At 73.2% G+C, this 22,553-nt stretch carries 24 protein-coding genes; 17 read left to right on the top strand and 7 right to left on the bottom strand.

What is annotated here, in order from left to right; translation table 11 throughout:
• Position 1: 1 nt before the first annotated feature.
• Together ACF3NH_RS17605 and ACF3NH_RS17600 are read right to left on the bottom strand one after the other, a co-directional pair.
• Positions 2-520 (bottom strand): phosphatidylglycerophosphatase A family protein, encoded by a 519-nt coding sequence (locus ACF3NH_RS17605; RefSeq protein ID WP_422924525.1) that lies wholly within the window; start codon positions 518-520, stop codon positions 2-4.
• A 1-nt stretch (position 521) separates the two neighbouring features.
• Positions 522-2,582, bottom strand: coding sequence for a lytic transglycosylase domain-containing protein (locus tag ACF3NH_RS17600; RefSeq protein ID WP_422924523.1), 2,061 nt, complete (start codon positions 2,580-2,582; stop codon positions 522-524).
• 150 nt (positions 2,583-2,732) lie between these two features.
• Between ACF3NH_RS17600 and dapA the strand changes: the two genes are divergently transcribed.
• The 3 genes from dapA (at position 2,733) to ACF3NH_RS17585 (ending at position 4,602) form a co-directional block, all read left to right on the top strand.
• The gene (gene dapA, locus ACF3NH_RS17595) at positions 2,733-3,611 is read left to right on the top strand and encodes a 4-hydroxy-tetrahydrodipicolinate synthase (RefSeq protein WP_198364644.1); all 879 of its coding nucleotides are present in this window, start codon (positions 2,733-2,735) and stop codon (positions 3,609-3,611) included.
• A gap of 123 nt (positions 3,612-3,734) precedes the next feature.
• Positions 3,735-4,220: an SsrA-binding protein SmpB gene (smpB, locus tag ACF3NH_RS17590; RefSeq protein ID WP_198364645.1), complete on the top strand. Its 486-nt coding sequence runs from the start codon at positions 3,735-3,737 to the stop codon at positions 4,218-4,220.
• A 118-nt stretch (positions 4,221-4,338) separates the two neighbouring features.
• A complete protein-coding gene (locus ACF3NH_RS17585) occupies positions 4,339-4,602 on the top strand; it encodes a DksA/TraR family C4-type zinc finger protein (protein WP_198364646.1) in 264 nt (87 codons plus the stop codon).
• A 30-nt stretch (positions 4,603-4,632) separates the two neighbouring features.
• Here the strand turns inward: ACF3NH_RS17585 and ACF3NH_RS17580 are convergent, their stop codons facing one another.
• On the bottom strand, positions 4,633-5,925 hold the full coding sequence (locus ACF3NH_RS17580; protein WP_422924519.1) for an AmpG family muropeptide MFS transporter: 1,293 nt from the start codon (positions 5,923-5,925) through the stop codon (positions 4,633-4,635).
• Positions 5,926-6,060: 135 nt separating this feature from the next.
• On the opposite strand from ACF3NH_RS17580, the gene ACF3NH_RS17575 reads away from it, so the two are divergent.
• A complete protein-coding gene (locus tag ACF3NH_RS17575) occupies positions 6,061-7,278 on the top strand; it encodes an OprO/OprP family phosphate-selective porin (RefSeq protein WP_422924517.1) in 1,218 nt (405 codons plus the stop codon).
• A 39-nt stretch (positions 7,279-7,317) separates the two neighbouring features.
• On the opposite strand, the gene ACF3NH_RS17570 is transcribed toward ACF3NH_RS17575, so the two are convergent.
• Positions 7,318-8,829 (bottom strand): aldehyde dehydrogenase family protein, encoded by a 1,512-nt coding sequence (locus ACF3NH_RS17570; protein WP_422924515.1) that lies wholly within the window; start codon positions 8,827-8,829, stop codon positions 7,318-7,320.
• Positions 8,830-8,992: 163 nt separating this feature from the next.
• Here ACF3NH_RS17570 and ACF3NH_RS17565 point away from each other — a divergent pair, with 163 nt between their 5' ends.
• Positions 8,993-10,126 carry an alpha/beta hydrolase gene (locus ACF3NH_RS17565; RefSeq protein WP_422924513.1) on the top strand — a complete coding sequence of 378 codons (1,134 nt, stop codon included), beginning with the start codon at positions 8,993-8,995 and terminating at the stop codon, positions 10,124-10,126.
• A 72-nt stretch (positions 10,127-10,198) separates the two neighbouring features.
• Here ACF3NH_RS17565 and hemB read toward each other — a convergent pair whose 3' ends face one another.
• Positions 10,199-11,284: a porphobilinogen synthase gene (gene hemB, locus ACF3NH_RS17560; RefSeq protein ID WP_422924511.1), complete on the bottom strand. Its 1,086-nt coding sequence runs from the start codon at positions 11,282-11,284 to the stop codon at positions 10,199-10,201.
• A gap of 217 nt (positions 11,285-11,501) precedes the next feature.
• Between hemB and rpiB the strand changes: the two genes are divergently transcribed.
• The 10 genes from rpiB (at position 11,502) to thiL (ending at position 19,247) form a co-directional block, all read left to right on the top strand.
• Positions 11,502-11,987, top strand: a complete 486-nt coding sequence (gene rpiB, locus ACF3NH_RS17555) for a ribose 5-phosphate isomerase B (RefSeq protein ID WP_198364652.1) — start codon at positions 11,502-11,504, stop codon at positions 11,985-11,987.
• 5 nt (positions 11,988-11,992) lie between these two features.
• Positions 11,993-13,288, top strand: coding sequence for a serine hydroxymethyltransferase (glyA, locus tag ACF3NH_RS17550; RefSeq protein WP_422924509.1), 1,296 nt, complete (start codon positions 11,993-11,995; stop codon positions 13,286-13,288).
• Positions 13,289-13,312: 24 nt separating this feature from the next.
• A complete protein-coding gene (gene nrdR, locus ACF3NH_RS17545) occupies positions 13,313-13,771 on the top strand; it encodes a transcriptional regulator NrdR (RefSeq protein ID WP_198364654.1) in 459 nt (152 codons plus the stop codon).
• 7 nt (positions 13,772-13,778) lie between these two features.
• A complete protein-coding gene (locus ACF3NH_RS17540) occupies positions 13,779-14,354 on the top strand; it encodes a GNAT family N-acetyltransferase (protein WP_198364655.1) in 576 nt (191 codons plus the stop codon).
• Complete coding sequence (gene ribD, locus ACF3NH_RS17535; protein WP_232476800.1) at positions 14,351-15,478, top strand: bifunctional diaminohydroxyphosphoribosylaminopyrimidine deaminase/5-amino-6-(5-phosphoribosylamino)uracil reductase RibD; 1,128 nt, start codon at positions 14,351-14,353, stop codon at positions 15,476-15,478. The genes ACF3NH_RS17540 and ribD overlap by 4 nt, the downstream gene beginning before the upstream one ends.
• The gene (locus ACF3NH_RS17530; protein WP_422924506.1) at positions 15,479-16,096 is read left to right on the top strand and encodes a riboflavin synthase; all 618 of its coding nucleotides are present in this window, start codon (positions 15,479-15,481) and stop codon (positions 16,094-16,096) included. It abuts the gene before it with no gap.
• Positions 16,093-17,220, top strand: a complete 1,128-nt coding sequence (gene ribB / locus ACF3NH_RS17525) for a 3,4-dihydroxy-2-butanone-4-phosphate synthase (protein WP_198364657.1) — start codon at positions 16,093-16,095, stop codon at positions 17,218-17,220. The genes ACF3NH_RS17530 and ribB overlap by 4 nt, the downstream gene beginning before the upstream one ends.
• Positions 17,217-17,696, top strand: a complete 480-nt coding sequence (ribH, locus tag ACF3NH_RS17520; RefSeq protein WP_422924503.1) for a 6,7-dimethyl-8-ribityllumazine synthase — start codon at positions 17,217-17,219, stop codon at positions 17,694-17,696. Before ribB ends, ribH begins: the two co-directional genes overlap by 4 nt.
• Positions 17,693-18,205, top strand: a complete 513-nt coding sequence (gene nusB / locus ACF3NH_RS17515; protein WP_198364659.1) for a transcription antitermination factor NusB — start codon at positions 17,693-17,695, stop codon at positions 18,203-18,205. Before ribH ends, nusB begins: the two co-directional genes overlap by 4 nt.
• 73 nt (positions 18,206-18,278) lie before the next feature.
• On the top strand, positions 18,279-19,247 hold the full coding sequence (gene thiL, locus ACF3NH_RS17510; RefSeq protein WP_422924501.1) for a thiamine-phosphate kinase: 969 nt from the start codon (positions 18,279-18,281) through the stop codon (positions 19,245-19,247).
• A 33-nt stretch (positions 19,248-19,280) separates the two neighbouring features.
• On the opposite strand, the gene ACF3NH_RS17505 is transcribed toward thiL, so the two are convergent.
• Both ACF3NH_RS17505 and ACF3NH_RS17500 read right to left on the bottom strand, forming a co-directional pair.
• On the bottom strand, positions 19,281-20,492 hold the full coding sequence (locus ACF3NH_RS17505; RefSeq protein ID WP_422924499.1) for an MFS transporter: 1,212 nt from the start codon (positions 20,490-20,492) through the stop codon (positions 19,281-19,283).
• Between the two features lie 118 nt (positions 20,493-20,610).
• Complete coding sequence (locus tag ACF3NH_RS17500; protein WP_198364662.1) at positions 20,611-21,135, bottom strand: outer membrane protein assembly factor BamE; 525 nt, start codon at positions 21,133-21,135, stop codon at positions 20,611-20,613.
• A 164-nt stretch (positions 21,136-21,299) separates the two neighbouring features.
• On the opposite strand from ACF3NH_RS17500, the gene ACF3NH_RS17495 reads away from it, so the two are divergent.
• Positions 21,300-21,866, top strand: a complete 567-nt coding sequence (locus ACF3NH_RS17495) for a ubiquinol-cytochrome C chaperone family protein (protein WP_198364663.1) — start codon at positions 21,300-21,302, stop codon at positions 21,864-21,866.
• Positions 21,863-22,375 (top strand): YceD family protein, encoded by a 513-nt coding sequence (locus ACF3NH_RS17490; RefSeq protein WP_422924496.1) that lies wholly within the window; start codon positions 21,863-21,865, stop codon positions 22,373-22,375. The genes ACF3NH_RS17495 and ACF3NH_RS17490 overlap by 4 nt, the downstream gene beginning before the upstream one ends.
• The last annotated feature ends 178 nt before the right edge of the window (positions 22,376-22,553 follow it).

Raw genomic sequence — 22,553 nt, 5'->3', positions numbered from 1 at the left:
GTCATGGCAGCAGGCCTCCGGCTCGCAGGGCGAGGATGATGGCGCCGGCCAGGGCGCCGGCCAGGATGTCGTCCAGCATCACGCCCGCGGCGCCCTTGCGGCGGTCGGCCCAGCCCACCGGGCCCGGCTTGGTGATGTCGAACAGGCGGAACAGCAGGAAGGCCAGGATGATGCCGGGCGCGCCGGCGCCGGCCGGCAGGGCGGCGAGCGCCAGGGCCTGTCCGGCGCCCTCGTCGATCACCACCCAGGACGGGTCCTGCCGCGCCGCCGGCAGCCGTTCCAGCACCCACCAGCCGAGCAGGCCCAGCAGCGCGGCCAGGATCAGGCAGGCCTCGGGTCCGAGCAGCACGGCGGGCAGCACCGCGGCCGAGCCCCAGGTGCCGGGCGCCGGGCGCAGATGGCCGATGCCGCCCAGGCTGACGACCAGCCGCGGCAGCGGGGCCGCCGACAGGCCCGGAGCGAGGGCGGGGGGCAGGCCGGCCGGGGGGAGCGCCGGTGAGGGCGGAGCAGGCTCGCCCATCTCAGCGCGCCGCGCCGGCCGGCGCCTGGGGCAGCCAGGGCTTCAGCGGATGGTCCAGCTCGCCCTGGCCGCCGAGCGCGCGGTAGATCACCGCGTTCTCGACCACGCGCTGAGCGTAGTTGCGGGTCTCGGAGAAGGGGATCTGCTCCATCCAGTCGATCAGGTCGGTGCCGGGCTGGCGCGGGTCGCCATAGGTGGCGATCCATTCCTCGACGCGGCGGGGGCCGGCGTTGTAGGCGGCGGCGGCCATGGCCAGGTTGCCGAAGCGGCCGAGCTGGTCCGCCAGGTAGCGCGCGCCGAGGCGCAGATTGTGCTCGGGCTGGCTGGTCAGCCAGCCGGTCTGGTGCGCAACGCCCATCTGGCGCGCCACCAGGGTCGCGGTGCCGGGCAGCAGTTGCATCAGCCCGCGCGCATTGGCCGAGGAGACGGCGGCCGGGTCGAAGTTGCTCTCCTGCCGCGCCACGGCGTGCACGAAGGCGGGCTCGATCCCGGCGGCTTCGGGCGGGCTGTAGGGCATGGGCCAGCCCTCGGGCAGCATCATCACCCCGTCGATCCCGGCGCGGCGGGAGACCCAGACGGCATGGTCCTGCCGGCCGATGCTGTTGGCGAGCCGCGCCGCCAGAACCTGTTCGGCCGGGTCCGGCGCGGTCTCCTCCAGCCGCAGCAGGAAGAGGCGGGCCCGGTCGGTGTCGCCGAGGTCGGCCAGCGTCAGCACCGCCTGCGCCAGCTCCTTGTCGAGAAAGGCCGCCGCGGCGTCGGGGGTGGGCTGGGGCGGGCGGGTGGCGAGGATGCGGGCGGCGAGCTGGGGCGCGGTCTCGCCGAGGGCGAGGGCGCCGAGCTGGCCGTAGAAGGCGGTGGGGAAGCCGGCGGCCTCGGCGAAGCCGGCGCGTGCCTCGGCCGCCCGGCCACGCGCCGCCGCCGCCCGGCCCCGCCAATAGGCGCCGCGCGCCTGGGTGATGATGCTGGTGCTGTCGCGCCCCACCCGTTCGAAGTGCGGCGCGGCGCGGGCGGCGTCGTTCAGGGCCCGGAGCGCGATGAAGCCGGCCAGGAACTCGGCCTCCTGCAGATCCGCGCCGCTCCCCTGGCCATTCCCCTGGCCATTCCCCTGGCCATTCCCTTGGCCGTGCCGCGCCGCGACGCGGTAGGCGGCCTCGGCCTGGCCGAGCCGCAGCAGCTTGCGCGCCAGCACCTGCCGCTCGGCCCAGACGGCGCGCGCCGCCTCGGGCGGCAGGTCGCGCTGCAGCGGCTCGGCCTTGCGCCACACCGCCGCCGCCTCCTGGTCGCGCTCCTGGCGGCGGAGGAAGCGGGCCAGCTCCAGGGCCAGGCCGAGATCCTCGCCCAGCCGCGCCTGTGTCCCCGCCTCGGCGCCGGCCTGGTCCGCCGCCATGGCCAGGCGAAGCTCGGCGGCGAGGCGCGTCTCCGGCGGCAGCAGCGGCAGCAGGCGGGCCGCGGCGGCGCCCTGTCGCGCCCAGGCCAGGCGCTGATAGCGCGCCAGATGGTCGGCCGGCGTCAGCACCGTGCCGAAGGCGGCCAGGAAGCCGGCCTCCGCACCGGCGTCCGGCGCGGCGTCCCGCCAGCCCTCGCGCAGCGTGCGGCGGGCGGCCTCCGCCTGGCCCTGGCGCTGCCGCGCCTCCGCGAGCTGGCGCACCGCCACCAGCCCGCGCGGCGGGATGCGGGCGAAGAGCCGCAGCACGATAAAATCCTCCGCCAGCACGGGCAGCGCCTCCTCGCCGCGCAGCGTCAGGGTCTGCAGCGACGGCCAGTGCGGATTGGCCTCGGTGAAGGCCGCCACCTCCGGGGCGGTGGCGAGGCCGCGCACCTGCAGCCGCATCCAGGTGAAGAGCTTGGCGGCCAGCGGGTCCGCGCCCTCCCGGGCGATCGCCTCGGCCTCGCTCCAGCGGCCGGCCTGCGCGGCAACCATGGCGGCGCGGCCGGCGGCACGGGCGGCCTCCGGCGCCCAGGGTTGCGCGGCCGCGGGCGTCGCCGGCAGCAGCAGCAGGGCGGGCAGCAGCGCCAGCGCGAGGGCGCGGCGGCGGGGCGGGCGGGGTGGCGCGGAGCACATGGCCGTGACCCTAGCCGATCGGCGAAACCTCTCCCAGGGGTTGCGCCCCCGCGTCGCCCCTCCGGCGCCGCACCGCTTGTGCCGCGCGGTCGGCGGCCCTAGCTTCCGGCCTTCACGGCAAGCGTCCCCCGGGAAGGAAAGTCAGGGCCGATGTTCAAGGGTTCCCTCGTTGCGTTGATCACGCCGATGACCGAGGACGGCGCGCTGGACCCGAAAGCGTTCCAGGACTTCGTCGCCTGGCAGATCGCCGAGGGCACCCAGGGGCTGGTTCCGGTCGGCACCACGGGCGAGAGCCCGACCCTGTCGCATGACGAGCATCGCCGCGTCGTCGAGCTCTGCGTCGAGGCGGCGGCGGGGCGCGTGCCGGTGATCGCCGGCACCGGCTCCAACAGCACGGCCGAGGCGATCGAGCTGACGCGCCATGCCAAGGAGGCCGGCGCCGACGCCGCCCTGGTGGTGACGCCCTACTACAACAAGCCGACGCAGGAGGGCCTCTACCTCCACTTCACCGCCATCGCCGATGCGGTGGATCTGCCGATCATCATCTACAACATCCCCCCCCGCAGCGTGATCGACATGTCGGTCGAGACCATGGCGCGGCTGGCGAAGCACCCGAACATCGTCGGCGTGAAGGATGCCACCGCCAACCTGACCCGGCCGCTGCACACGCGGCTCAGCTGCGGCACGGAATTCTGCCAGCTCTCCGGCGAGGACCACACGGCGCTCGCCTTCCGCGCCGCCGGCGGGGTGGGCTGCATCAGCGTCAGCGGCAATGTCGCGCCGCGCCTCTGCGCCGAGATGCACGCGGCCTGGGAGGCCGGGCGCATCGAGGAGGCGATGGCGATCCAGGACCGTCTGACGCCGCTGCACGATGCCATGTTCTGCGAGACCTCGCCGGGTCCGGTGAAGTACGCCGCCAGCCTGCTCGCCAAGTCCAGCGCGCATTGCCGCCTGCCGATGGCGCCGGTGGCCGAGAGCACCCGCGCCCGGGTGAAGGCGGCCATGGTGCAGGCCGGCCTGCTGAACTGAGCCGCCGGCCGCGCCCCCGCCCGGGTGGCGCTTCCTGAAACCGCCGCGGGGGAGGGGTGTTTCCCCGGTCCCGCGGGACCGCCGGCAGCGCCAGGCCGCTGCGGGCCGAGAAATGAGACGACCATGGCCGAGCCCCGCAAGAAAGCGCTGATCTCGCACGGCACCGCCGCGCAGAACCGCAAGGCGCGCTTCGACTACAAGATCGGCGAGACCTTCGAGGCCGGCCTGGTCCTGGTGGGGCCGGAGGTGAAGTCGCTGCGCGCCGGCCGCGCCGCCCTGGCCGATGCCTGGGCCGGCGAGCGGGACGGCGAGATCTGGCTGTTCAACAGCTACATCCCGGAATGGCAGGCCGGCAGCTACGTCGCCAAGTTCGAGCCGCGCCGGCCGCGCAAGCTGCTGCTGAAGAAGAAGCAGGTGCGGCAGCTGACCGGGGCGGTGACGCGCGAGGGCGTCACCCTGGTGCCACTCGAGATCCTGTTCAACGAACGCGGCATCGCCAAGGTCGTGATCGGCCTCGGCGAGGGCAAGAACAAGGCCGACAAGCGGCAGAGCATCGCCGCGCGGGACTGGCAGCGCGACAAGGCGCGGCTGATGCGCGAGAAGGGCTAGGCCCCGCCACCCGGCACGCCTTCCTGGACCGACGTGCCTGGACTGGCGCGCCTTCCTTGAAAGGCCCGCGCGCTTCCCCATCTGCACGGCCTTCCCGAGGTCTACCGGAGGCAAGCGGATGGCGAACGGATGGGCTCCGGATGGCGGCGTCCAGGACCAGATCGAGGACACCGTCACGGAGGGCGTGCTGCGGGCCCGGGCGCGCATTCCGGCCGGCCCGGCCCTCGAGCACTGCCTGGAATGCGGCGAGGAGATCCCGGAGGCGCGGCGCCGCGCGCTGCCCGGCGCGCGCACCTGCATCGCCTGCCAGTCGGCGCTGGACCGGCGGCCGCAGAGCTTCGGCATCAACCGTCGCGGCAGCAAGGACAGCCAGCTCCGCTGAGCCTTCTTCCGGGTGGCCTGCAGGGGGAGATCAGGCGGGGTGCCGCTCCGCCACCTCCACCTCCGCCGCGCCGGAGGGGCGCGGTGGCAGCCGCCGCAGCAGGAAGAGCATGATGCCCATGGCCGGCAGGGCCGCCGCCGTGGTCAGCAGGAAGAAGCCGGGCCAGCCCAGCCGCTCGGCCAGGTAGCCGCTGAACACGCCGACCGTCTTGCTCGCCACCGCCGCGAGCGAGGAGAGCAGGGCATACTGCGTGGCGGTGAAGGCGCGGTTGGTCAGCGTCGCCAGATAGGCCAGGAAGGCGCTGTCGGCCATGCCGTCGGTGAAGTTCTCGACGCCGGTCTGCAGATAGAACATCGGCATGTCGTGTCCGGCATAGGCGAGCGCCACATACATGAGGTTGGAGAGCATCTGCGCCAGCCCGGTCAGCACCAGGGCGCGGGCGGTGCCGATCCGCGCCACGATCCAGCCGCCGGCCAGCGCGCCGGCCAGGGTGGCGACCAGCCCGAAGACGCTGCCGACCTGCGCCACCTCGCTCCGGGTGAAGCCGAGCTCCGCCTGGAAGGACGGCACCATGACGCCGGCCAGGGCCTCGCCCAGCTTGAACAGCGCGACGAAGAGCAGGATCGGCAGCCAGTACCGCCGCCGCGTGAAATCGGCGAAGGGATCGATCACGGCCGAGCGCAGGCGCGCCCGCAGGCTGGCGCTGGCGGAGCGGATCCGCTCCTCCGCCCGCGGCCCCAGCCAGGTGGCCAGGAAGCCGACGCCGATCAGCGCCGCCGCATAGGCGAAGCCGCCGCTCCAGCCCCAGTGCTCGGAGAGGGTCAGCACCCCCGCGCCGGTCGCCAGCATGGCCAGGCGATAGCCCCAGACATAGAAGGCGAGGCCGAGGCCCTGGCTGCGCTCGTCGAGCACCTCGATGCGATAGGCATCGACCACGATGTCCTGGCTGGCCGAGAGGAAGGCCACGGCGATGGCCGCCAGCACGGTGGCGGTGGGCGCCACCGCGGGGTCGGTCAGCCCCATCAGCAGGATGGCGGCGGCCAGCAGCGGCTGGATCGTGGCCAGCCAGCCGCGCCGCAATCCCCAGCCGCGGAACAGCGGCGGCGCCGCGTGGTCCAGCAGCGGCGACCAGAGGAACTTCAGCGAGTAGGGCAGGCCGATCAGCGCCGTCAGGCCGATCTCGGTCAGCGAGACGCCGGATTCCGTCATCCAGCGGCGCAGGATGGCCAGGGTGAGCGGCAGCGGGGCGCCGGAGGAGAAGCCGAGCGCCAGCATGATCAGGAAGCGGCGGTCGTGGAGGATCGAGGAGAGGGTCGGGCGCATCGGCGCGCAACCTGACATGCCGGCGCCCGGCTTGAACAGCGGCGCCGGTGGGCCAGGGCCGTCAGATGGATGTCACGCAACCTTTCCGCCACCTGGCGAGCTTCTGCGCCGGATGCGGCGGAGCAGGGGGCGCGGATGATCCGGGGTGGGATGAAGGGCATGGCGGCCGGGCTGGCCTTGCTGGCGGCATCGCCGGCGATGGCGGAGGACGGGCTGGGCTGGCAGGACGGCCTGCCGCGCCTGTCCGCCTTCGGGGGAGGCTTCACGATGCGGCCGAGCCTGCGGCTCGATGCCGATGCGGGCTCCTTTTTCGGCCAGGACGAGCCGGAGGGCTTCCGCAGCGGCGTCAACCTGCGCCGCGCCCGGCTCGGCCTGCGCGGCGCGCTGGGCCAGGCGGTCGAGTACCGCTTCACCTGGGATTTCGGCGGCTCCAGCCCGAACGACTACAGCCAGGTCTATGAGGCACAGCTCGCCTGGAAGGCGCTGGACAGGATGACGGTCCGGGCCGGCGCCTTCCAGCTCCGGCACCTGCCGGAATATGCCGGCAGCTCCTTCGAGACCCTGTTCCTGGAACGGGCGGCGATCAGCAACATCGCCGCTTCCGTGGCCTCCGGCGACACCCGCACCGCCCTCGGGCTGGAGGCGCATGGCGAGCGCTGGGTGGCCTCGGCCTATGGCACGGGCGGCGTGCTCTCGACCCGCAACGACGGGCGCCAGCGCGGGCTGGTGGGACGGGCGGCGTGGCTGGCCTTCGATGCCCCTGTGGGGGCGCTGCAGCTGGGCATGAACGGCGCGCACCAGTTCGAGCCGGGCACCTCGCCCGGGCGCAACAGCATCGGCCTCGACGACTACCCGGAGCTGCGCGTGGACAGCCGTGTCTTTCTCGACACCGGCACCATCCCCGCCGACTCCGCCTCCGCCTGGGGGCCGGAGGCCGCCGGCCGGGCGGGGCCGCTCTATGTCGAGGCGCTGTACCAGCGCGTCACGGTCGATGCCCTGTCCGGCGGTCGGCGCGACTTCTCCGGCTGGTATGTGCAGGCGGCCCTGCCGCTGCTGGGGCCGCCGCGCGAGCGGGAGGCGGACAGCGGAAGCTGGGGCCTCGGGACGGTGCCGGACTTCAACCCCGCCGCCGGAGGGTTCGGCGCGCTGGAACTGGCCGGCCGCTACAGCGAGGCCGACCTGCGGGACGGCGAGACGCGCGGCGGCCGGCAGCGGATCTGGTCGGTCGGGCTGAACTGGTTCCCGGCCGCCTGGCTGCGCCTCTCGGCACAGTACCAGAACGGCCGGATCGGGCTGGACGGGCCGGACCGCGACTTCCAGGCCATCGGCCTGCGGGCGGCCTTCGAGATGTGAGGGCCGCGCCCCGGTCCCTCCCGGCTCAGTTCATGGTCCTCAGGCCATGTTCACCATGATGGTCTTCTTGTGGGTGAAGTGCTCGAGCATGGATTCCAGGCTCGCCTCCTTGCCCAGCCCCGAGGCCTTGACGCCGCCATAGGACAGGTTGGGCTGCACCACGAGGTTCTGGTTCACCTGCACCAGGCCGCTCTCGATGCGGTGGGCGAAATCCAGCGCGATCCTGAGGTTGTTGGTCCAGACGCTGGCGGCCAGGCCGAACTCGGTGTCGTTCGCCGCGGCGAGCACGGCCTCCGCCTCGTCGAAGGGGAACACCACGGTGACGGGGCCGAAGATCTCCTCGCGCACCAGCCGGCTTTCCGTGTCGAGGCCGGTGAAGATGTGCGGCTGGATGAACAGGCCCTTGCGCAGCGCCGGGTCGGAGGGCATGGCGGAGCAGGCGCGGCCGGTGGCGCCGGCCGTGGCCTTCCCCTCCTCGATGAAGCCGCGGACCTTCTCGAACTGGCCGGGGGAGATGATGGTGCCGATATCGGTCTTCTCGTCCAGCGGGTCGCCCATCACCATGGCGTCCACGCGCTTGGCCATCTCGGCGACGAACCTCTCGTAGATCGGCCGCTCGACGAAGATGCGGCTGGCCGCCGTGCAGCTCTGGCCCTGGCGGGTGAAGCGCATCGAGGTCAGCGCGCCCTGCACGGTCTTCTCGAAGTCGCAGTCGGCGAAGACGATCATCGGCGACTTGCCGCCGAGCTCCAGCGTCACCGGGATCAGCTTCTCGGCCGCCGCGCGATAGATGATCTTGCCGGTCTCGACCGAACCGGTGAAGGTCACCTTCTTCACGAGCTTATGCTCGACCAGCGGGGCGCCGCATTCCGGCCCCTGGCCGCTCAGGATGTTGAACACGCCCGCCGGCAGCACGCGGTTCATCAGCTCGACGATGCGCAGCACCGCCAGCGGCGCCTCCTCGGCCGACTTCACGACGATGGTGTTGCCGGCGACGAGGGCGGGGGCCGCCTTCAGCGCCATCAGCATCATCGGGATGTTCCAGGGGATGATGGCGCCGACCACGCCGAGCGGCTCGCGCACGGTGATGTTCAGCACATCCGGCGCGAAGGGCACGGTCTCGCCCTTCAGCTCGCCGCCGAGGCCGCCGAAGAACTCGAAGATATCGGCGACGTTGTTGGCCTCGACCCGGCTCTCGGTGCGCAGCGCCTTGCCGGTCTCGAGCGCCACCAGCCGCGCCAGCTCCTCGACATGCTCGCGGATCAGCGCCGCCGCCTTGTGCACCAGCGCGCCGCGCTTGCGGGCGGGAACCTTCGCCCACTCCTTCTGCGCGCGCGCCGCGTCGGTCACGGCGGCCTCGACATCGGCCGCATCGCCATCGGCCGCGCGCGCCACTTCCTCGCCCGTCGCCGGATTGACCACGGCGAAGGTCCGGCCGGAGCGCGCGGGTGTATAGCGGCCGCCGATGAAGTGGTGGCCGGACAGCGCCTTGGCCAGGGCGAAGGGATCGAGCTGCGGCGCCTCGGGGGCGGTGCTGGGCTTGTCGAGCATGGCGTTGTCTCCCGCGATGGCCGGCTCCCGGGCCGGCGGAGGCCGAGACCATGGGGCGGCGGGACAAGGAGGGCAAGCCCGCCCGGCGAGGCAACCGGGCCGCGATACCCACGTTCCAGCTTCTGAGCCGAGGCCCGGAGGCGTCGGCACGAGGAGATGCCTGATGCCCCTTCTGTCCCGCCGAGCCAGCCTGGCGCTGCCCCTCGGCCTCGCCGGCCTGCTGGCCGCCTGCGCCACCCCGTCCGAACCGCTGCCGCCCGCCGACCCGACCGGCCTGGCCGACCCGGAGATGAGGGCGCTGCTCGAGAGCCTGCAGGCACTGCGGCCGAAGCCGATCGAGACCCTGAACGCGCAGGAGGCGCGGTTGCAGCCGGGCATGGCGGATGCGGTGAAGCACCGGCTTCGCGCCATCGGCCAGACCGCCATGCCGCGGCCGCTGCCGGAGGTGCGCGAGCTGCAGATCCCCGGCCCCGGCGGTCCCCTGCCGGCCCGTCTCTACGTCCCCCTGGAGGCGGCGCGCGCGGGCCAGCCGGCCCGTGGCCCGCTGCCGCTGATCGTCTACTACCACGGCGGCGGCTTCGTCATCGCCGATCTCGACACCTACGACGCCTCGGCGCGCGCCCTGGCGGCGGAGGCCCAGGCGCTGGTCCTGGCCGTGCATTACCGGCAGGGGCCGGAGCACCGGTTCCCCGCCGCGCATGACGACGCCTATGCGGCCTATGCCTGGGCGCTGTCGCATGCCGGGGAGCTGGGCGCCGATCTCTCCCGCGTCGCGGTGGTGGGCGAGAGCGCCGGCGGCAACCTGGCGATCACCACCACCATGGCGGCGCGCGAGGCCCGCATGCCGTTGCCGGTGGCCATGGGCCTGATCTACCCGGTCGCCGGCACCGACCTGACCACGCCCTCCTATCGCGAGATGGCGAACGCAAAGCCGCTGAACGCGGCGATGATGCAGTGGTTCATCCAGCAGTACACCAGCAGCCCGTCCGAGCTGCAGGACACGCGCCTGAACGTCTATGGCCGGGCCGAGCTGCGCGGCCTGCCCAAGGCCGTGATCATCACCGCCGAGATCGACCCGCTGCGCAGCGACGGGCAGATCCTGGGCGAGCGCCTCACCGCGAACAGCGTGCAGGTGGTGGCGCGGGACTATGCGGGCGTGACGCACGAGTTCTTCGGTGCCGACCCGCGGGTGCTGGCCAAGGCCGGGGATGCGCAGCGCTTCATGGCGGGTGAGCTGCGCTCCGCCTTCGCCCTGCCGGCGCCGGCGGTGGTGGTGCCGGTGCGCCGCCGGTCCTGAGGCAAGCGTTCCTGAGGCGAGCGTTCCTGAGGCGGGCGTTCCTGAAGGCGGGGAGGGGGCCGGCGGGTCCCCTCAGCCGGCCCGCAGCCGCCGCGCCGCCTCGACGGCGAAGTAACTCAGCACGCCATTGGCGCCGGCGCGGCGGAAGGCCAGCAGGCTCTCCATCATGGCCTTGTCATGGTCCAGCCAGCCGTTGCGGACGGCCGCCATGATCATCGCGTACTCGCCGCTGACCTGATAGGCGAAGGTGGGCACCGCGAAGCGCTCCTTCACCCGCCGGACGATGTCCAGATAGGGCATGCCGGGCTTCACCATGACCATGTCGGCGCCCTCGGCCAGGTCGAGCGCGACCTCGCGCAGCGCCTCGTCCGAGTTGGCCGGGTCCATCTGGTAGGTCTTCTTGTCGCCCTTCAGCGCCCCGCCGGAGCCCACCGCGTCGCGGAAGGGGCCGTAGAAGGCGGAGGCATACTTGGCGGCGTAGGACATGATGCGGGTGTGGATCAGGCCGGCCTGGTCGAGCCGGGCGCGGATCGCCGCCACCCGGCCATCCATCATGTCCGAGGGGGCGATGACGTCGATCCCGGCCTCGGCCTGGACCAGCGCCTGCCGCGCCAGGATCCCGAGCGAGGCGTCATTGTCCACGTAGCCCTCGCGGATCACGCCATCATGGCCATGGTCGGTATAGGGGTCGAGCGCCACGTCGCCGATCAGGCCGAGATCCGGGAAATCCCGCTTCAGCCGCCGGGCGGCGCGGCACATCAGGTTCTCCGGATTGCCCGACTCCGTGCCTTCCGCGTCCTTCCGCTCCGGCGGCGTCATCGGGAAGAGGGCGACGGCCGGGATGCCGAGCTCGGCGGCGGGCCCGACGTGATCGGCCAGGCGGTCCAGCGTCACCCGCCGGACGCCGGGCATGGAGGCGACCTCCGAGACGCCGCCCTCGCCCTCCATGACGAAGATCGGCCAGATCAGGTTGTCCACCGAGAGCAGGTTCTCGGCCACCAGCCGGCGGGTCCAGGCGTCGTGCCGGTTGCGGCGGGGACGCAGCGCGGGGAAGCCGCCGCCGGGGGAGAAGGGGCCAGGGGAGGACGGACCAGGGGAGGCGGGGCCGGCGTGGTCCTGCTGGGCCGGATCGTACCGGGTGGGATCATGAAGGGCCATGCGCCGTCTCCGCTTCCGCGCCGCCCAGCGTCACGCGGCGGCATCGGCGCAATGAAGCACCAAGGACCCCGGGGGGCCAAGGGCAAGCCGGGACCGGGAGCCGGCCCTGGTGCGGGCGGGGCCGCCTTTCACGTCCCCTTGCGCACATGACCGGGTTGCAGCGGCGCCAGGGCGTTGCGAGTTTTCCTGTTCAACAAGCCGTGGTAACGAGCCCGCCATGAATCCGGCCGAGACCCCCATCGCCATCGGCGCCGACCATGCCGGCGTCGCCCTGAAGGACAGCCTGCGCGCCCGGCTCGAGGCGGCGGGTCATCCCGTGCTGGATTTCGGCACGCAGGGTGAGGCCAGCGTGGACTATCCGGACTTCGCCCGGCAGGTGGCCGAGGCCGTGGCCCAGAACCGCGCCGTCTTCGGCGTGCTGGTCTGCGGCACCGGCATCGGCATGGCGATCGCCGCCAACCGCCACCCCTCGGTCCGCGCCGTGGTGGTGCACGACACGACCGAGGCGCGCCTGACCCGCGCCCACAACAACGCGAACATCGCCTGCTTCGGTGCCCGCACCATGGGGCCCGAGGTGGTCGCCGACGCGCTGCAGGCCTTTCTCACCACCGCCTATGAGGGTGGCCGGCACGACCGCCGCGTCGCCAAGCTCTCCCTTCAGCCGGCCAGTTCCCTGGCCGCCCCCGGGGCCGAGGAGGCCTGACGCCGATGACCGACCTCGCCGCCGCCAGCCGCTTCTTCGCCGCCCCGCTCGCCGAGGCCGATCCCGAGATCGCCGGGCTGATCGGGCGTGAGCTGACCCGCCAGCAGGACGGGATCGAGCTGATCGCTTCCGAGAACATCGTCTCCCGCGCGGTGCTGGAGGCCCAGGGCTCGATCCTCACCAACAAGTACGCCGAGGGCCTGCCCGGCCGCCGCTACTATGGCGGCTGCGAGTTCGTCGACGAGATCGAGACCCTTGCCATCGAGCGCGCGAAGCGGCTGTTCGGCTGCGGCTTCGCCAATGTGCAGCCGCATTCCGGCGCCCAGGCGAACATGGCGGTGTTCTTCGCCCTGATGCAGCCGGGCGACACCTTCATGGGCCTCGACCTCGCCGCCGGCGGCCATCTGACGCATGGCTCGCACGTCAACTATTCGGGCAAGTGGTTCAAGGTCGCCCCCTATACGGTGAACCGCGAGAGCGGCCGCATCGAGATGGAGGAGGTGGCGCGCATCGCGCGCGAAAGCCGGCCGAAGCTGATCGTCGCCGGCGGCTCCGCCTATGCCCGCGCCTGGGATTTCGCCCGCTTCCGCCAGATCGCGGACGAGGTGGGCGCGCTCTTCATGGTGGACATGGCGCATTTCGCCGGCCTGGTGGCCGGCGGCGCGCATGACAGCCCCTTCCCGCATGCCCATGTGGTGACCACCACCACCCACAAGACGCTGCGCGGGCCCCGTGGCGGCATGATCCTGACCAATGACGAGGCGCTGGCGAAGAAGCTGAACAGCGCCGTCTTTCCCGGGCTGCAGGGCGGGCCGCTGGAGCATGTCGTCGCCGCCAAGGCGGTGGCCTTCGGCGAGGCGCTGCGCCCCGATTTCCGCGCCTATGCCAAGGCGGTGGTGGCCAATGCGCGGGCGCTGGCGGAGGAGCTGATGGCGCAGGGCGCCGGCATCGTCACCGGCGGCACCGACAACCACCTGATGCTGGTCGATCTCCGCCCGCTGGCGCTGACCGGCCGCGCGGCCGAGGCGGCGCTGGGCCGCGCCCACCTGACCTGCAACAAGAACGCCATCCCCTTCGACCCCGAGAAGCCGGCGGTCACCTCCGGCATCCGCCTCGGCAGCCCGGCCGGCACCACGCGCGGCCTCGGCGAGGCGGAGTTCCGCGAGATCGGCCGGCTGATCGGCAAGGTGCTGACGGGCCTCTCCCGCAGCAACGATCCCGAGGGCAATACCGCGATCGAGCGCGAGGTGGGCGAGCAGGTGCGCGCGCTCTGCGAGCGCTTCCCGATCTACCGAGGCTGAGCGGGCGGGGCGGGGAGCCGGGCCATGCGCTGTCCCTTCTGCGGCAGCGAGGACACGCAGGTGAAGGACAGCCGCCCGGCCGATGACGGCGCGGCGATCCGGCGCCGCCGCTCCTGCCCCTCCTGCGGTGCCCGCTTCACCACCTTCGAGCGCGTGACGCTGCGCGAGCTGACGGTGGTGAAGTCCGATCAGCGCCGCGCTCCCTTCGACCGGGACAAGCTCGCCCGCTCCATCCGGGTCGCGCTGCGCAAGCGCCCCGTGGACGAGGACCGGGTGGAGAAGATTGTCAACGGCATCCAGCGCCGCCTGGAAGCGGAGGGCGAGAGCGAGATCACCAGCCGCGCCATCGGCGAGATGGTGATGGACACGCTCAAGGAACTCGACCAGGTGGCCTATGTGCGCTTCGCCTCGGTCTATCGCAATTTCGGCGAGGCGAAGGACTTCCAGGCCTTCCTGGGCTCGCTGGACGACAAGAAGGGTTAAGCCGCCAATGGTCAGGCTGTTTCATCCCGCGGCGCTGGCCGCCGGGGCCGGCACGCCGTTCCCGGCGACGCGCGCGCCGGTCCGCATGGCGGGCATCGCCGACCGCCCGGCCCTGGCCGCGCTGGCCTTCGCCGCCTTCAGCCAGGGGCCGGCGCTGCTGCCGGCCGGCGCGCGCGGCCAGATCGACGCGGCCCGCTTCTCGGCCCTGTTCTCCGCCACCGGCCCGTTGCTGGTGGCCGAGATCGGCGATGTGCCCCTGGGCTGCGCCCTGGCCGAGGAGCCGCCGGAGGGCGGCGATGCGGGCGCGGTCGCGCGGCTGACCGGCCTCTGGGTGGCGCCGCAGGCCATGGGGCAGGGGGTCGGCTCCACCCTGCTGGCGGCGATGGAGGAGCTGCTGGCCCTGGAGGGTGCGGCGACGTTGCGCGTGCGGGTGCCGAGCGGGCATCTGCGCGCCCTCGGCCTGTTCCGCCGCCGTGGTTATGTCATGCAGGCGGCCGGCCAGCGGGCCGAGGCGGTCTCGGGCATGCCGCTGCCGCACACCATGATGGCGAAGCGGCTGCCCGCCCTCGCCCAGGTGGCATGAGCCACGCCGGGCCCCCATCCGCGGCGCAGGACGTGGCGCAGATGCGCGCCGCGCTGGCGCTCGCCGCCCGGGGCCTGGGCAACACCTGGCCGAATCCCGCCGTCGGCTGCGTCATCGTGAAGGAGGGCGTGGTGGTCGGCCGGGGCTGGACCGCGCCGGGAGGCCGCCCGCATGCCGAGACCGAGGCGTTGCGCCGGGCCGGCGCGGCGGCGCGCGGCGCCACCGCCTATGTCACGCTGGAGCCCTGCTGCCACTGGGGCCGCACCCCGCCCTGCGCCGATGCACTGATCGCCGCCGGGGTGGCGCGCGTCGTCGTCGCCATGCAGGACCCTGACCCGCGCGTTGATGGCGCCGGGCTGCGGCGGCTGCGCGAGGCCGGCATCGCCGTCGCGTCCGGGGTGCTGGAGGCCGAGGCGCGGGCGCTGAACGCCGGTTTCCTGAAGCGCCTGGCGAGCGGACTGCCGCTGCTGACGCTGAAGCTCGCCACGACGCTGGATGGCCGTATCGCCACGCGGGCGGGCGAGAGCCAGTGGATCACCGGCCCGGCGGCGCGGCGCGCCGCCCATGCGCTGCGCGGCCGGCACGACGCGGTGCTGGTCGGCAGCGGCACGGCGCTCGCCGACGATCCCGATCTGACCTGCCGCCTGCCGGGCTTCGCGCCGGTGCCGACGGTGCGCGTGGTGGCCGATGCGCGGCTGCGGCTCGCCCCCTCGGCGCGGCTGTTCCGCAACCCCGCCCCGGTCTGGATCGCCACGCGGCCCGGCCATGACGAGGCGCGGCTGGCGCCGCTGCGTCAGGCGGGCGCCGCGATCCTGGAGGTTCCGGCGGCCGGGGCGGGGGAGGGGCTCGACGCCGCGGCCCTGCTGCGCGCCCTGGCGGCGCAGGGGCTGACCCGCGTGCTGTCCGAGGGCGGCGCCGGCCTCGCCGCCGCCCTGCTGCGCGCCGGGCTGGTGGACCGGCTGGCCTGGTTCCACGCCCCCGCCATCCTGGGCGGCGACGGCCGCCCGGCCGCGGAGGCGCTGCCATTGGCGCGGCTGGCCGAGATGCCCAGATACCGCCGCATCGCCCTGGAGGAGCTGGGGCCGGATCTGTTGAGCGAGTTCACCAGCGCGGGAGCGGCCTGAATGTTCACCGGCATCATCACCGCCGTCGGCACCGTCGCGGGCCTGGAGCCGATCGGCGCCGGCCAGGACATGCGCCTCCTGATCGAGACGCCGGGGGGCTGGCTGGAGGGGGCGGCGATCGGCGCCTCGATCGCCTGCTCGGGCTGCTGCCTGACCGTTGTGGCGCTGGCGGCCGACCGTTTCACCGTCGAGGTCTCGGGCGAGACCCTGTCGCGGACCACGCTCGGAAGCTGGGCCGAGGGCAGCCGGATCAACCTGGAGCGGGCGCTGCGCATGGGCGACGAGATGGGCGGCCACGTCGTCTCCGGCCATGTCGATGGCGTGGCCGAGATGCTCTCCGTCACGCCGGAGAACGGCTCGCTGCGATGCCTGTTCCAGTTGCCGCCGGAGCTGGCCCGCTTCGTCGCGCCCAAGGGCAGCGTGACCGTGGAGGGCGTCTCCCTCACCGTCAACGAGGTCGAGGGCGCGCGCTTCGGCGTCAACCTGATCCCGCACACCGCCGCCGTCACCACGCTGGGCGACCGCCGGCCGGGAGATGCGGTGAATATCGAGATCGACATGCTGGCCCGCTACGTGGCGCGGCTCAGGCAGTTCAATGTGGCGGAGTTCGAGGCATGACCGTCCTGACCAACCGGACCTCCTACGCGGAGTTTCTCAGCCCGACCGAGGAGCTGCTGGAGGAGGCCCGGCGCGGCCGCATGTTCATCCTGGTCGATGACGAGGATCGCGAGAACGAGGGCGACCTCGTCATCCCCGCCCAGTTCGCCACGCCGGATGCGATCAACTTCATGGCCCGCCACGCGCGCGGCCTGATCTGTCTCGCCATGACCAAGGCACGGGTCGAGCAGCTCGGCCTGCCGCTGATGGCGCAGAGCAACGGCACGCGGCACCAGACCGCCTTCACCGTCTCGATCGAGGCGCGGGAGGGGGTCACCACCGGCATCTCCGCCGCCGACCGCGCCCGCACCGTCGCCGTCGCCATCAACCCGGAATCGCGGCAGGAGGATATCGTCACGCCGGGGCACGTCTTCCCGCTGGTCGCGCGCGAGGGCGGCACGCTGGTGCGCGCCGGCCATACCGAGGCGGCGGTGGACTTCGCCCGCATGGCCGGGCTCAACCCCTCGGGCGTGATCTGCGAGATCATGAACGAGGACGGCACCATGGCCCGGCTGCCGGACCTGGTCAGCTTCGCCCAGCATCACGGCCTCAAGCTCGGCACCATCGCCGACCTGATCGCGCATCGCCGCCGCACCGAGCGGCTGGTGACGCGGATCGAGGAGGGCGTGCTGCCGGACGCCTCCGGCCGGGGCGAGTGGCGTCTGCACGTCTATGCGAACAAGCTCGAATACGGCGAGCATATCGCGCTGGTGAAGGGCGATGTCGCGCGCGGCGGCCCGGTTCTGGTGCGCATGCATGCCGTCAACGTGCTGTCCGACCTGCTCGGCACCGCCGGTCCGCATGACCTGCAACGCTCCATGGCCGAGATCGCCGCCGCCGGACGGGGCGTCGTGGTGATGATCCGCGACGTCAAGCCGACGGCGATCTCGGAGCGCGTCCGCGCCGGGCGCGACCGCACCGCGCCGCCGGAGCTGCGCGACTATGGCATCGGCGCGCAGATCCTGGCCGATCTCGGCGTCCGCGAGATGATCCTGCTCTCCAACCATCCGCGGCCCATCGTCGGTCTCGAAGGCTATGGCCTGACCGTGGCCGAGACCCGCCGCATCGAGGACAGCGTCCCATGAGCACCGTCGACGCGCCGGAGCGCGCCACCCCCGTCATTCCCGGCCCGGCGCCGCGGATCCTGCTGATCCAGGCGCCCTATTACGCCGGCGTCTGCGCCGGCATGCGGCGCGGCGCCGAGCGGGTGCTGGCCGAGGCCGCCGCCTCGCTGCAGGTGGTCGATGTGGCCGGCTCCTTCGAACTGCCCGCCGCGCTGCGCATGGCCATCCGCCAGGGCGGCTGGGACGGCTATCTGCTGCATGGCTGCGTGGTGAAGGGCGAGACCGACCACTATCAGTTCATCTGCGAGGCCGTGTGCCAGGGCGTGATGGACATCGGCGGCGAGACCGGGGTGCCGCTCGGCTTCGGCCTCCTGACGGTCGAGACCCTGGCCCAGGCCGAGGCGCGCAGCGCCGATGACCGGCACAACAAGGGCGCCGAGGCGGCGCAGGCCCTGCTGGGCCAGATCGCCCTGGCGCGGAAGTGGAACACGCGATGACGGCCTCCCCCCCCACGGCCCGCCCCGCCGGCCGGCGCCCCGCCACCCAGGGGCGCCCGCGCACCGGCTCGCGCGTCGCCGCCATCCAGGCCCTGTTCCAGAGCGAGCAGAGCGGCGAATCGGCCGAGACGGTGCTGGACCAGTTCATCCGCCACCGCATCGGCCCCGATGCGGGAGGCTTCGAGGATGGCCGCGTGCCGCTGGCCGACGTGCCGCTCTTCGCCCAGCTGGTGCGCGGCGTGGCCCGCCAGGGCGAGACGCTGGACGGCATCGTCGCGGGGCACCTGGCGGGCGAATGGACGGTGGCGCGGCTCGATCCCGTGCTGCGCGCCCTGCTGCGCGCCGCCGCCTTCGAGCTCTCCTCCGGCGCCGAGCCGCCGGCGCGCGTGGTGATCAACGAGTACATGGACATCGCGCACGGCTTCTTCAGCGGCGAGGAGCCGCGCTTCGCCAATGGCGTGCTCGATGCCATGGCGCGGCACCTGCGCGCCGGCGAGTTCCAGCGCTGAGACGGCGGGCGGGGTCGCCGGCCCCGCCCGCACGGGTCTTTCCCCGGAGGGGCGGCGGGGCGAGAATGGCCGCATGACCCTGCCGCCCGAATTCTCCCTCATCGCCCGGCATTTCCGGCCGCTGGCCGGGCCGGGGGCGCTCGACCTCCTCGACGATGCCGCCGTGCTGGCGCCGCCGCCCGGGCGCGAGCTGGTGCTGGCGGCCGATGCCATGGTCGAGGGCGTGCACTACCTGCCCGACGATCCGCCCGCGACGCTGGGGCGCAAGCTGCTGCGCACCAACCTCTCCGACCTCGCCGCCATGGGCGCGGCGCCGCTCGGCTACCTGATGACCCTGGCGCTGCCGAAGGCGCTGCCGGAGGGCTGGCTGGCCGGCTTCTGCGCTGGGCTGGCGGAGGATCAGGAGACCTTTGCCCTCTCGCTGCTCGGCGGCGATACGGTCTCCATCCCCGGCCCGGCCTGCCTCTCGCTGACCATCCTGGGCCATGTGGCGCCAGGGCGCGCCCTGCGCCGGACGGGCGCGGCCCCGGGGCAGGAGATCTGGGTCTCGGGCAGCATCGGCGACGGGACGCTGGGGCTCGGCGTGCTGCGCGGGGAGTTCCCCGCCGATCCCGGCGGCGTCCTCGCCGGACGCTACAGGCTGCCGCGGCCGCGCCTGGCGCTTGGCCGGTCCCTGGCCGGCCTGGCCAGCGCGGCGATGGATGTCTCGGACGGGCTGGTGCAGGATCTCGGCCATCTCTGCCGGGCGGCGGGCTGCGGCGCGACGATCGAGGCGGCCGCCGTGCCGCTGTCGCCGGAGGCCTCGGCGCTGCTGGCGGCGGAGGCCGTGCTCCTGCCGCGCCTGCTGACCGGGGGCGACGACTACGAGCTGCTGTTCGCCGCGCCGGCCGGGGCGGCGCCGGCCATCCTGGCGGCGGCGGCCGCCGCCGGCACGGCCGTCACGCGCATCGGCCGCTTCCAGGCGGGGGAGGCCAGGGTGGTCGTGCGGGGCGCGGATGGCGGCGTCCTGCCGCTCGGGCAGGGCGGCTGGAGCCACTTCTGAGCGGCCAGCCTCCCTGGAGCCGCGCCGGCCGCCTCAGGCGGGGCGGCGGGCCGGCGCCTCGCGGGCCAGCCAGAGCGTCGCGGCGGCCAGCAGCAGGGGCGGGATCGAGACCCAGCAGACCATGGCCCAGCCGTACCGGTTGAGCAGGCCGCCCGAGGCCAGCGAACCCACCACCATCACGCCGAACACCAGGAAATCGTTCAGGCTCTGGACCTTGGCCCGTTCCTCCGGACGGTGGCTGTCGACCACCATGGTGGAGGCGCCGACGAAGCCGAAGTTCCAGCCGAGGCCAAGCAGGATCAGGCTGAGCCAGAAATGGCCGACGGAGAGCCCGCTCAGCCCGGCCACCGCCGCCAGGGCGGAGAGGAACAGGCCGGCCAGCACCACGCGCGGGGCACCGAAGCGGGCGATCAGGCCACCGGTGAAGAAGGCCGGCCCATACATGGCGATGACATGCCATTGCAGGCCGAGATTGGCATCCCCCTGCGTCAGGCCGCACAGCCGCATGGCCAGCGGCGCCGAGGTCATCAGGAAGTTCATGATCAGGTAGGAGACGGCGCCGGCGGCGACGGCGGCGATGAAGCGCGGCTGCCGCGCGATCTCGGCGAGCGGCCGGCCGCGCGCGGCGCCCGACATCCGCGGCGAGGGCACGCGCACGCTCATCAGCACCAGGGCGCAGAGCACGGCGAGCCCCGCCTGCGCGAGATAGGTGACGGCGAAGAGGTAGGGCGGCCAGAGGTCCATGGTGTGGGTGACGAGCTGCGGGCCCAGCACGCCGGCGAAGACCCCGCCCGCCATGACCAGGGAAATGGCGCGGGCGCGGCGCTGCGGCGGCGCGCAATCAGCCGCGGCGAAACGCAGGCTCATGGCGACCGAGGCATAGGCGCCGCCGAAGAAGGTGGCGCCGCAGAACAGCCAGAAGGAGCCGATCAGCACCGCATAGGCCGAGAGCAGGCCGACCAGCACGCCGCAGGCGGCGCCGAAGAGGAAGCTGGCCCGCCGGCCATAGCGGCTCGCCAGCGCCCCCGAAGGGATGGTGCCGCTGGCCATGCCCAGCACGAAGAGGGTGATGGGCAGGGTGGCGAGGCTCTTGTCCGGCGCCAGCGTGTTCCCCATCACCGCGCCGGTGGCGAAGATGATCGTGGCGTTCGCCCCCGCCAGGGCCTGGGCTATGGCGAGGCGGGTGACGTTCCTCCGCTCTCCCGGCATGGTGGCCGGTGAGGCGTGTTCTTCTGGTTCTGACATGTCACCAGAAGACAGAAAGCCGCCTTTTCCGACAAGTTGCATCCCGCGCAGTGCTGGACTGCGGCGCGGGCATCGCACCCGCGGCCCGGCCAGCGGCGGGCCGCCGGGCGATGGTGGATCAGCGGCCCGGGCCGGTGCCGGGGCCCTGCTCGGCGCCCAGGTTGCCCGCGCCGACGCGGCCGATATTGCCGAAGAGCGATTGCAGCAGCGTGCGTTCCGTGCCGGGCACCGGTGTGGTGCGCTCCACCATGCCGACATCGCGCATGTCGTCCTCGCCCATCTGCCGGATGGTGCGGATAACGCCCTGCTCGTTGAAGTCGATGGCGACCACCCGTTCCCGCTCGCGCCCGTCATGGCTGGCCGGGCGCATCCGCGTGACCGAGCTGATGTAGTACCAGCTGTTGCGGTCGAAGGTGCCGGTGGCGCTCGGCGAGCCCAGCAGCGCCTGGACATCCGCCTGGGTCTGCACGCCCGGCTGAAGCTGCGCCAGCAGGTCCGGGTCGGCGCGGTTGCCGCGCATCACGGGTGCCGCCTGGAAGAAGGAACAGCCGGCCAGGGTCAGGCTGAGCGCCAGGGCGAGGCCGGGCAGGCGGCGCGGGGCGCGGCTGGGCGTCTTGCTGCGGAAGGTGTCGCTGCTGCTCACGGGTGTCCCGATTCCTGTCGGCCAGAAGGTGCGCCCGTCTTCCGGGCGGGCGGCGCCGCATTGACCGGCGCTGGGTTGCGGTCCATCTGCACGGTCGATTGCCACCGCCCCGCACCGGGGTCAACCGGCCTGCCGCCCGGCGGGGCCGAGGAGACGCCACGACCATGGCCCTGTTCGGCCTGTTCCGCCGCAAGCCTCATGAGCGGCAGGGCTTCGAGCTCTATGGCGCCGCCGTGCGCGCGGCGCGGCATCCGGTCTTCTTCGAGGCGCTGGGCGTGCCGGACACTCTCGACGGACGCTTCGACCTGATCGGCCTCCAGACGGCCCTGCTGATCCGCCGCCTGCACCGGGACAGCGACCCCCGCGGCGCGGCCCTGGCGCAGGCCGTGTTCGATGCCATGTTCGCCGACATGGATTTCAACCTGCGGGAAATGGGCGTGGGCGACATGTCCATCGCGCGGCGGGTGAAGAACATGTGGGAAGCCTTCCATGGCCGCGCGCAGGCCTATGAGGCGCCGCTCGCCGCCGGCGACGCCGCGGCCCTGGCCGAGGCGCTGGCCCGCAATGTCTGGCGGGGCGCGGTGCCGGCCACGGCGCCGGGACCGGCACGGCTGGCCGCACTCGCGCTCGAGACGGATGCCCTCCTGGCAGGCCAGGCCATGGAAACCTTGTTGAAGGGGGAGGCGCGCTTTCCTGATCCCGGACACCGGCTGGAGGACCCCCTGGCATGAGCGACGAGAACAGGCTGGAATTTCCCCGCTCCCTGCCCTGGGCGGCGGTGGGCCCGGAGGGGCGGCACCGGCGGCTGGAGGCCACCCCCGCGGAATGCGCCGCCCTGGCGCTGCGCTTCGGCATTCCCGCCATCGAGTCCCTAATCGCAGAGCTCGACCTGAGCAATGAGCCTGGCGGCACCGTGCGGGCGCGCGGCACCCTCGAGGCGCGGGTGGTGCAGACCTGCGTCATCACGCTCGAGCCCTTCGGGGAGCTGGTGCGGGATGAGGTGGACCTCCGTTTCCTCCCCGCCGGGCGGGAGCCCGCGGATGACGCGGAGGGGCCGGACGAGATCCCCACCGAGCATGGCGTCATGGAACTGGGCGAGGCGCTTGCGGAGCAGCTTTCCCTGGCCCTCGACCCCTATCCGCGCGCGCCCGGCGCCAGCCTGCCGGAGGTCGGCGACGACGTGGTGGAGGAACCCCGGAGGCGCAATCCCTTCGCGGTTCTGAAGGGCGGCAAGGCGTAGCGGGGCGGTCCGGGCGGCGGCAAGGGAAGGCGAGCCTGGTTCAGAGAAACCAGGCCCAGGCCATCAGCCCGACCGACGTGCCGAAAAGCAGCGTGGCCGCCGCATATCCCGCGATTTCGCTCATGCGCGGGGGAGTAGACCAGCCGGTCCCGACCGTCATCAAAACAGGGCGTGAAGT

Origin of the sequence: Pseudoroseomonas sp. WGS1072, from assembly GCF_049340465.1 — a bacterium.
Lineage (GTDB): Bacteria > Pseudomonadota > Alphaproteobacteria > Acetobacterales > Acetobacteraceae > Pseudoroseomonas.
Note: the sequence above shows the minus strand (reverse complement) of the source record. Positions and strands in the feature narration are given on the sequence as shown.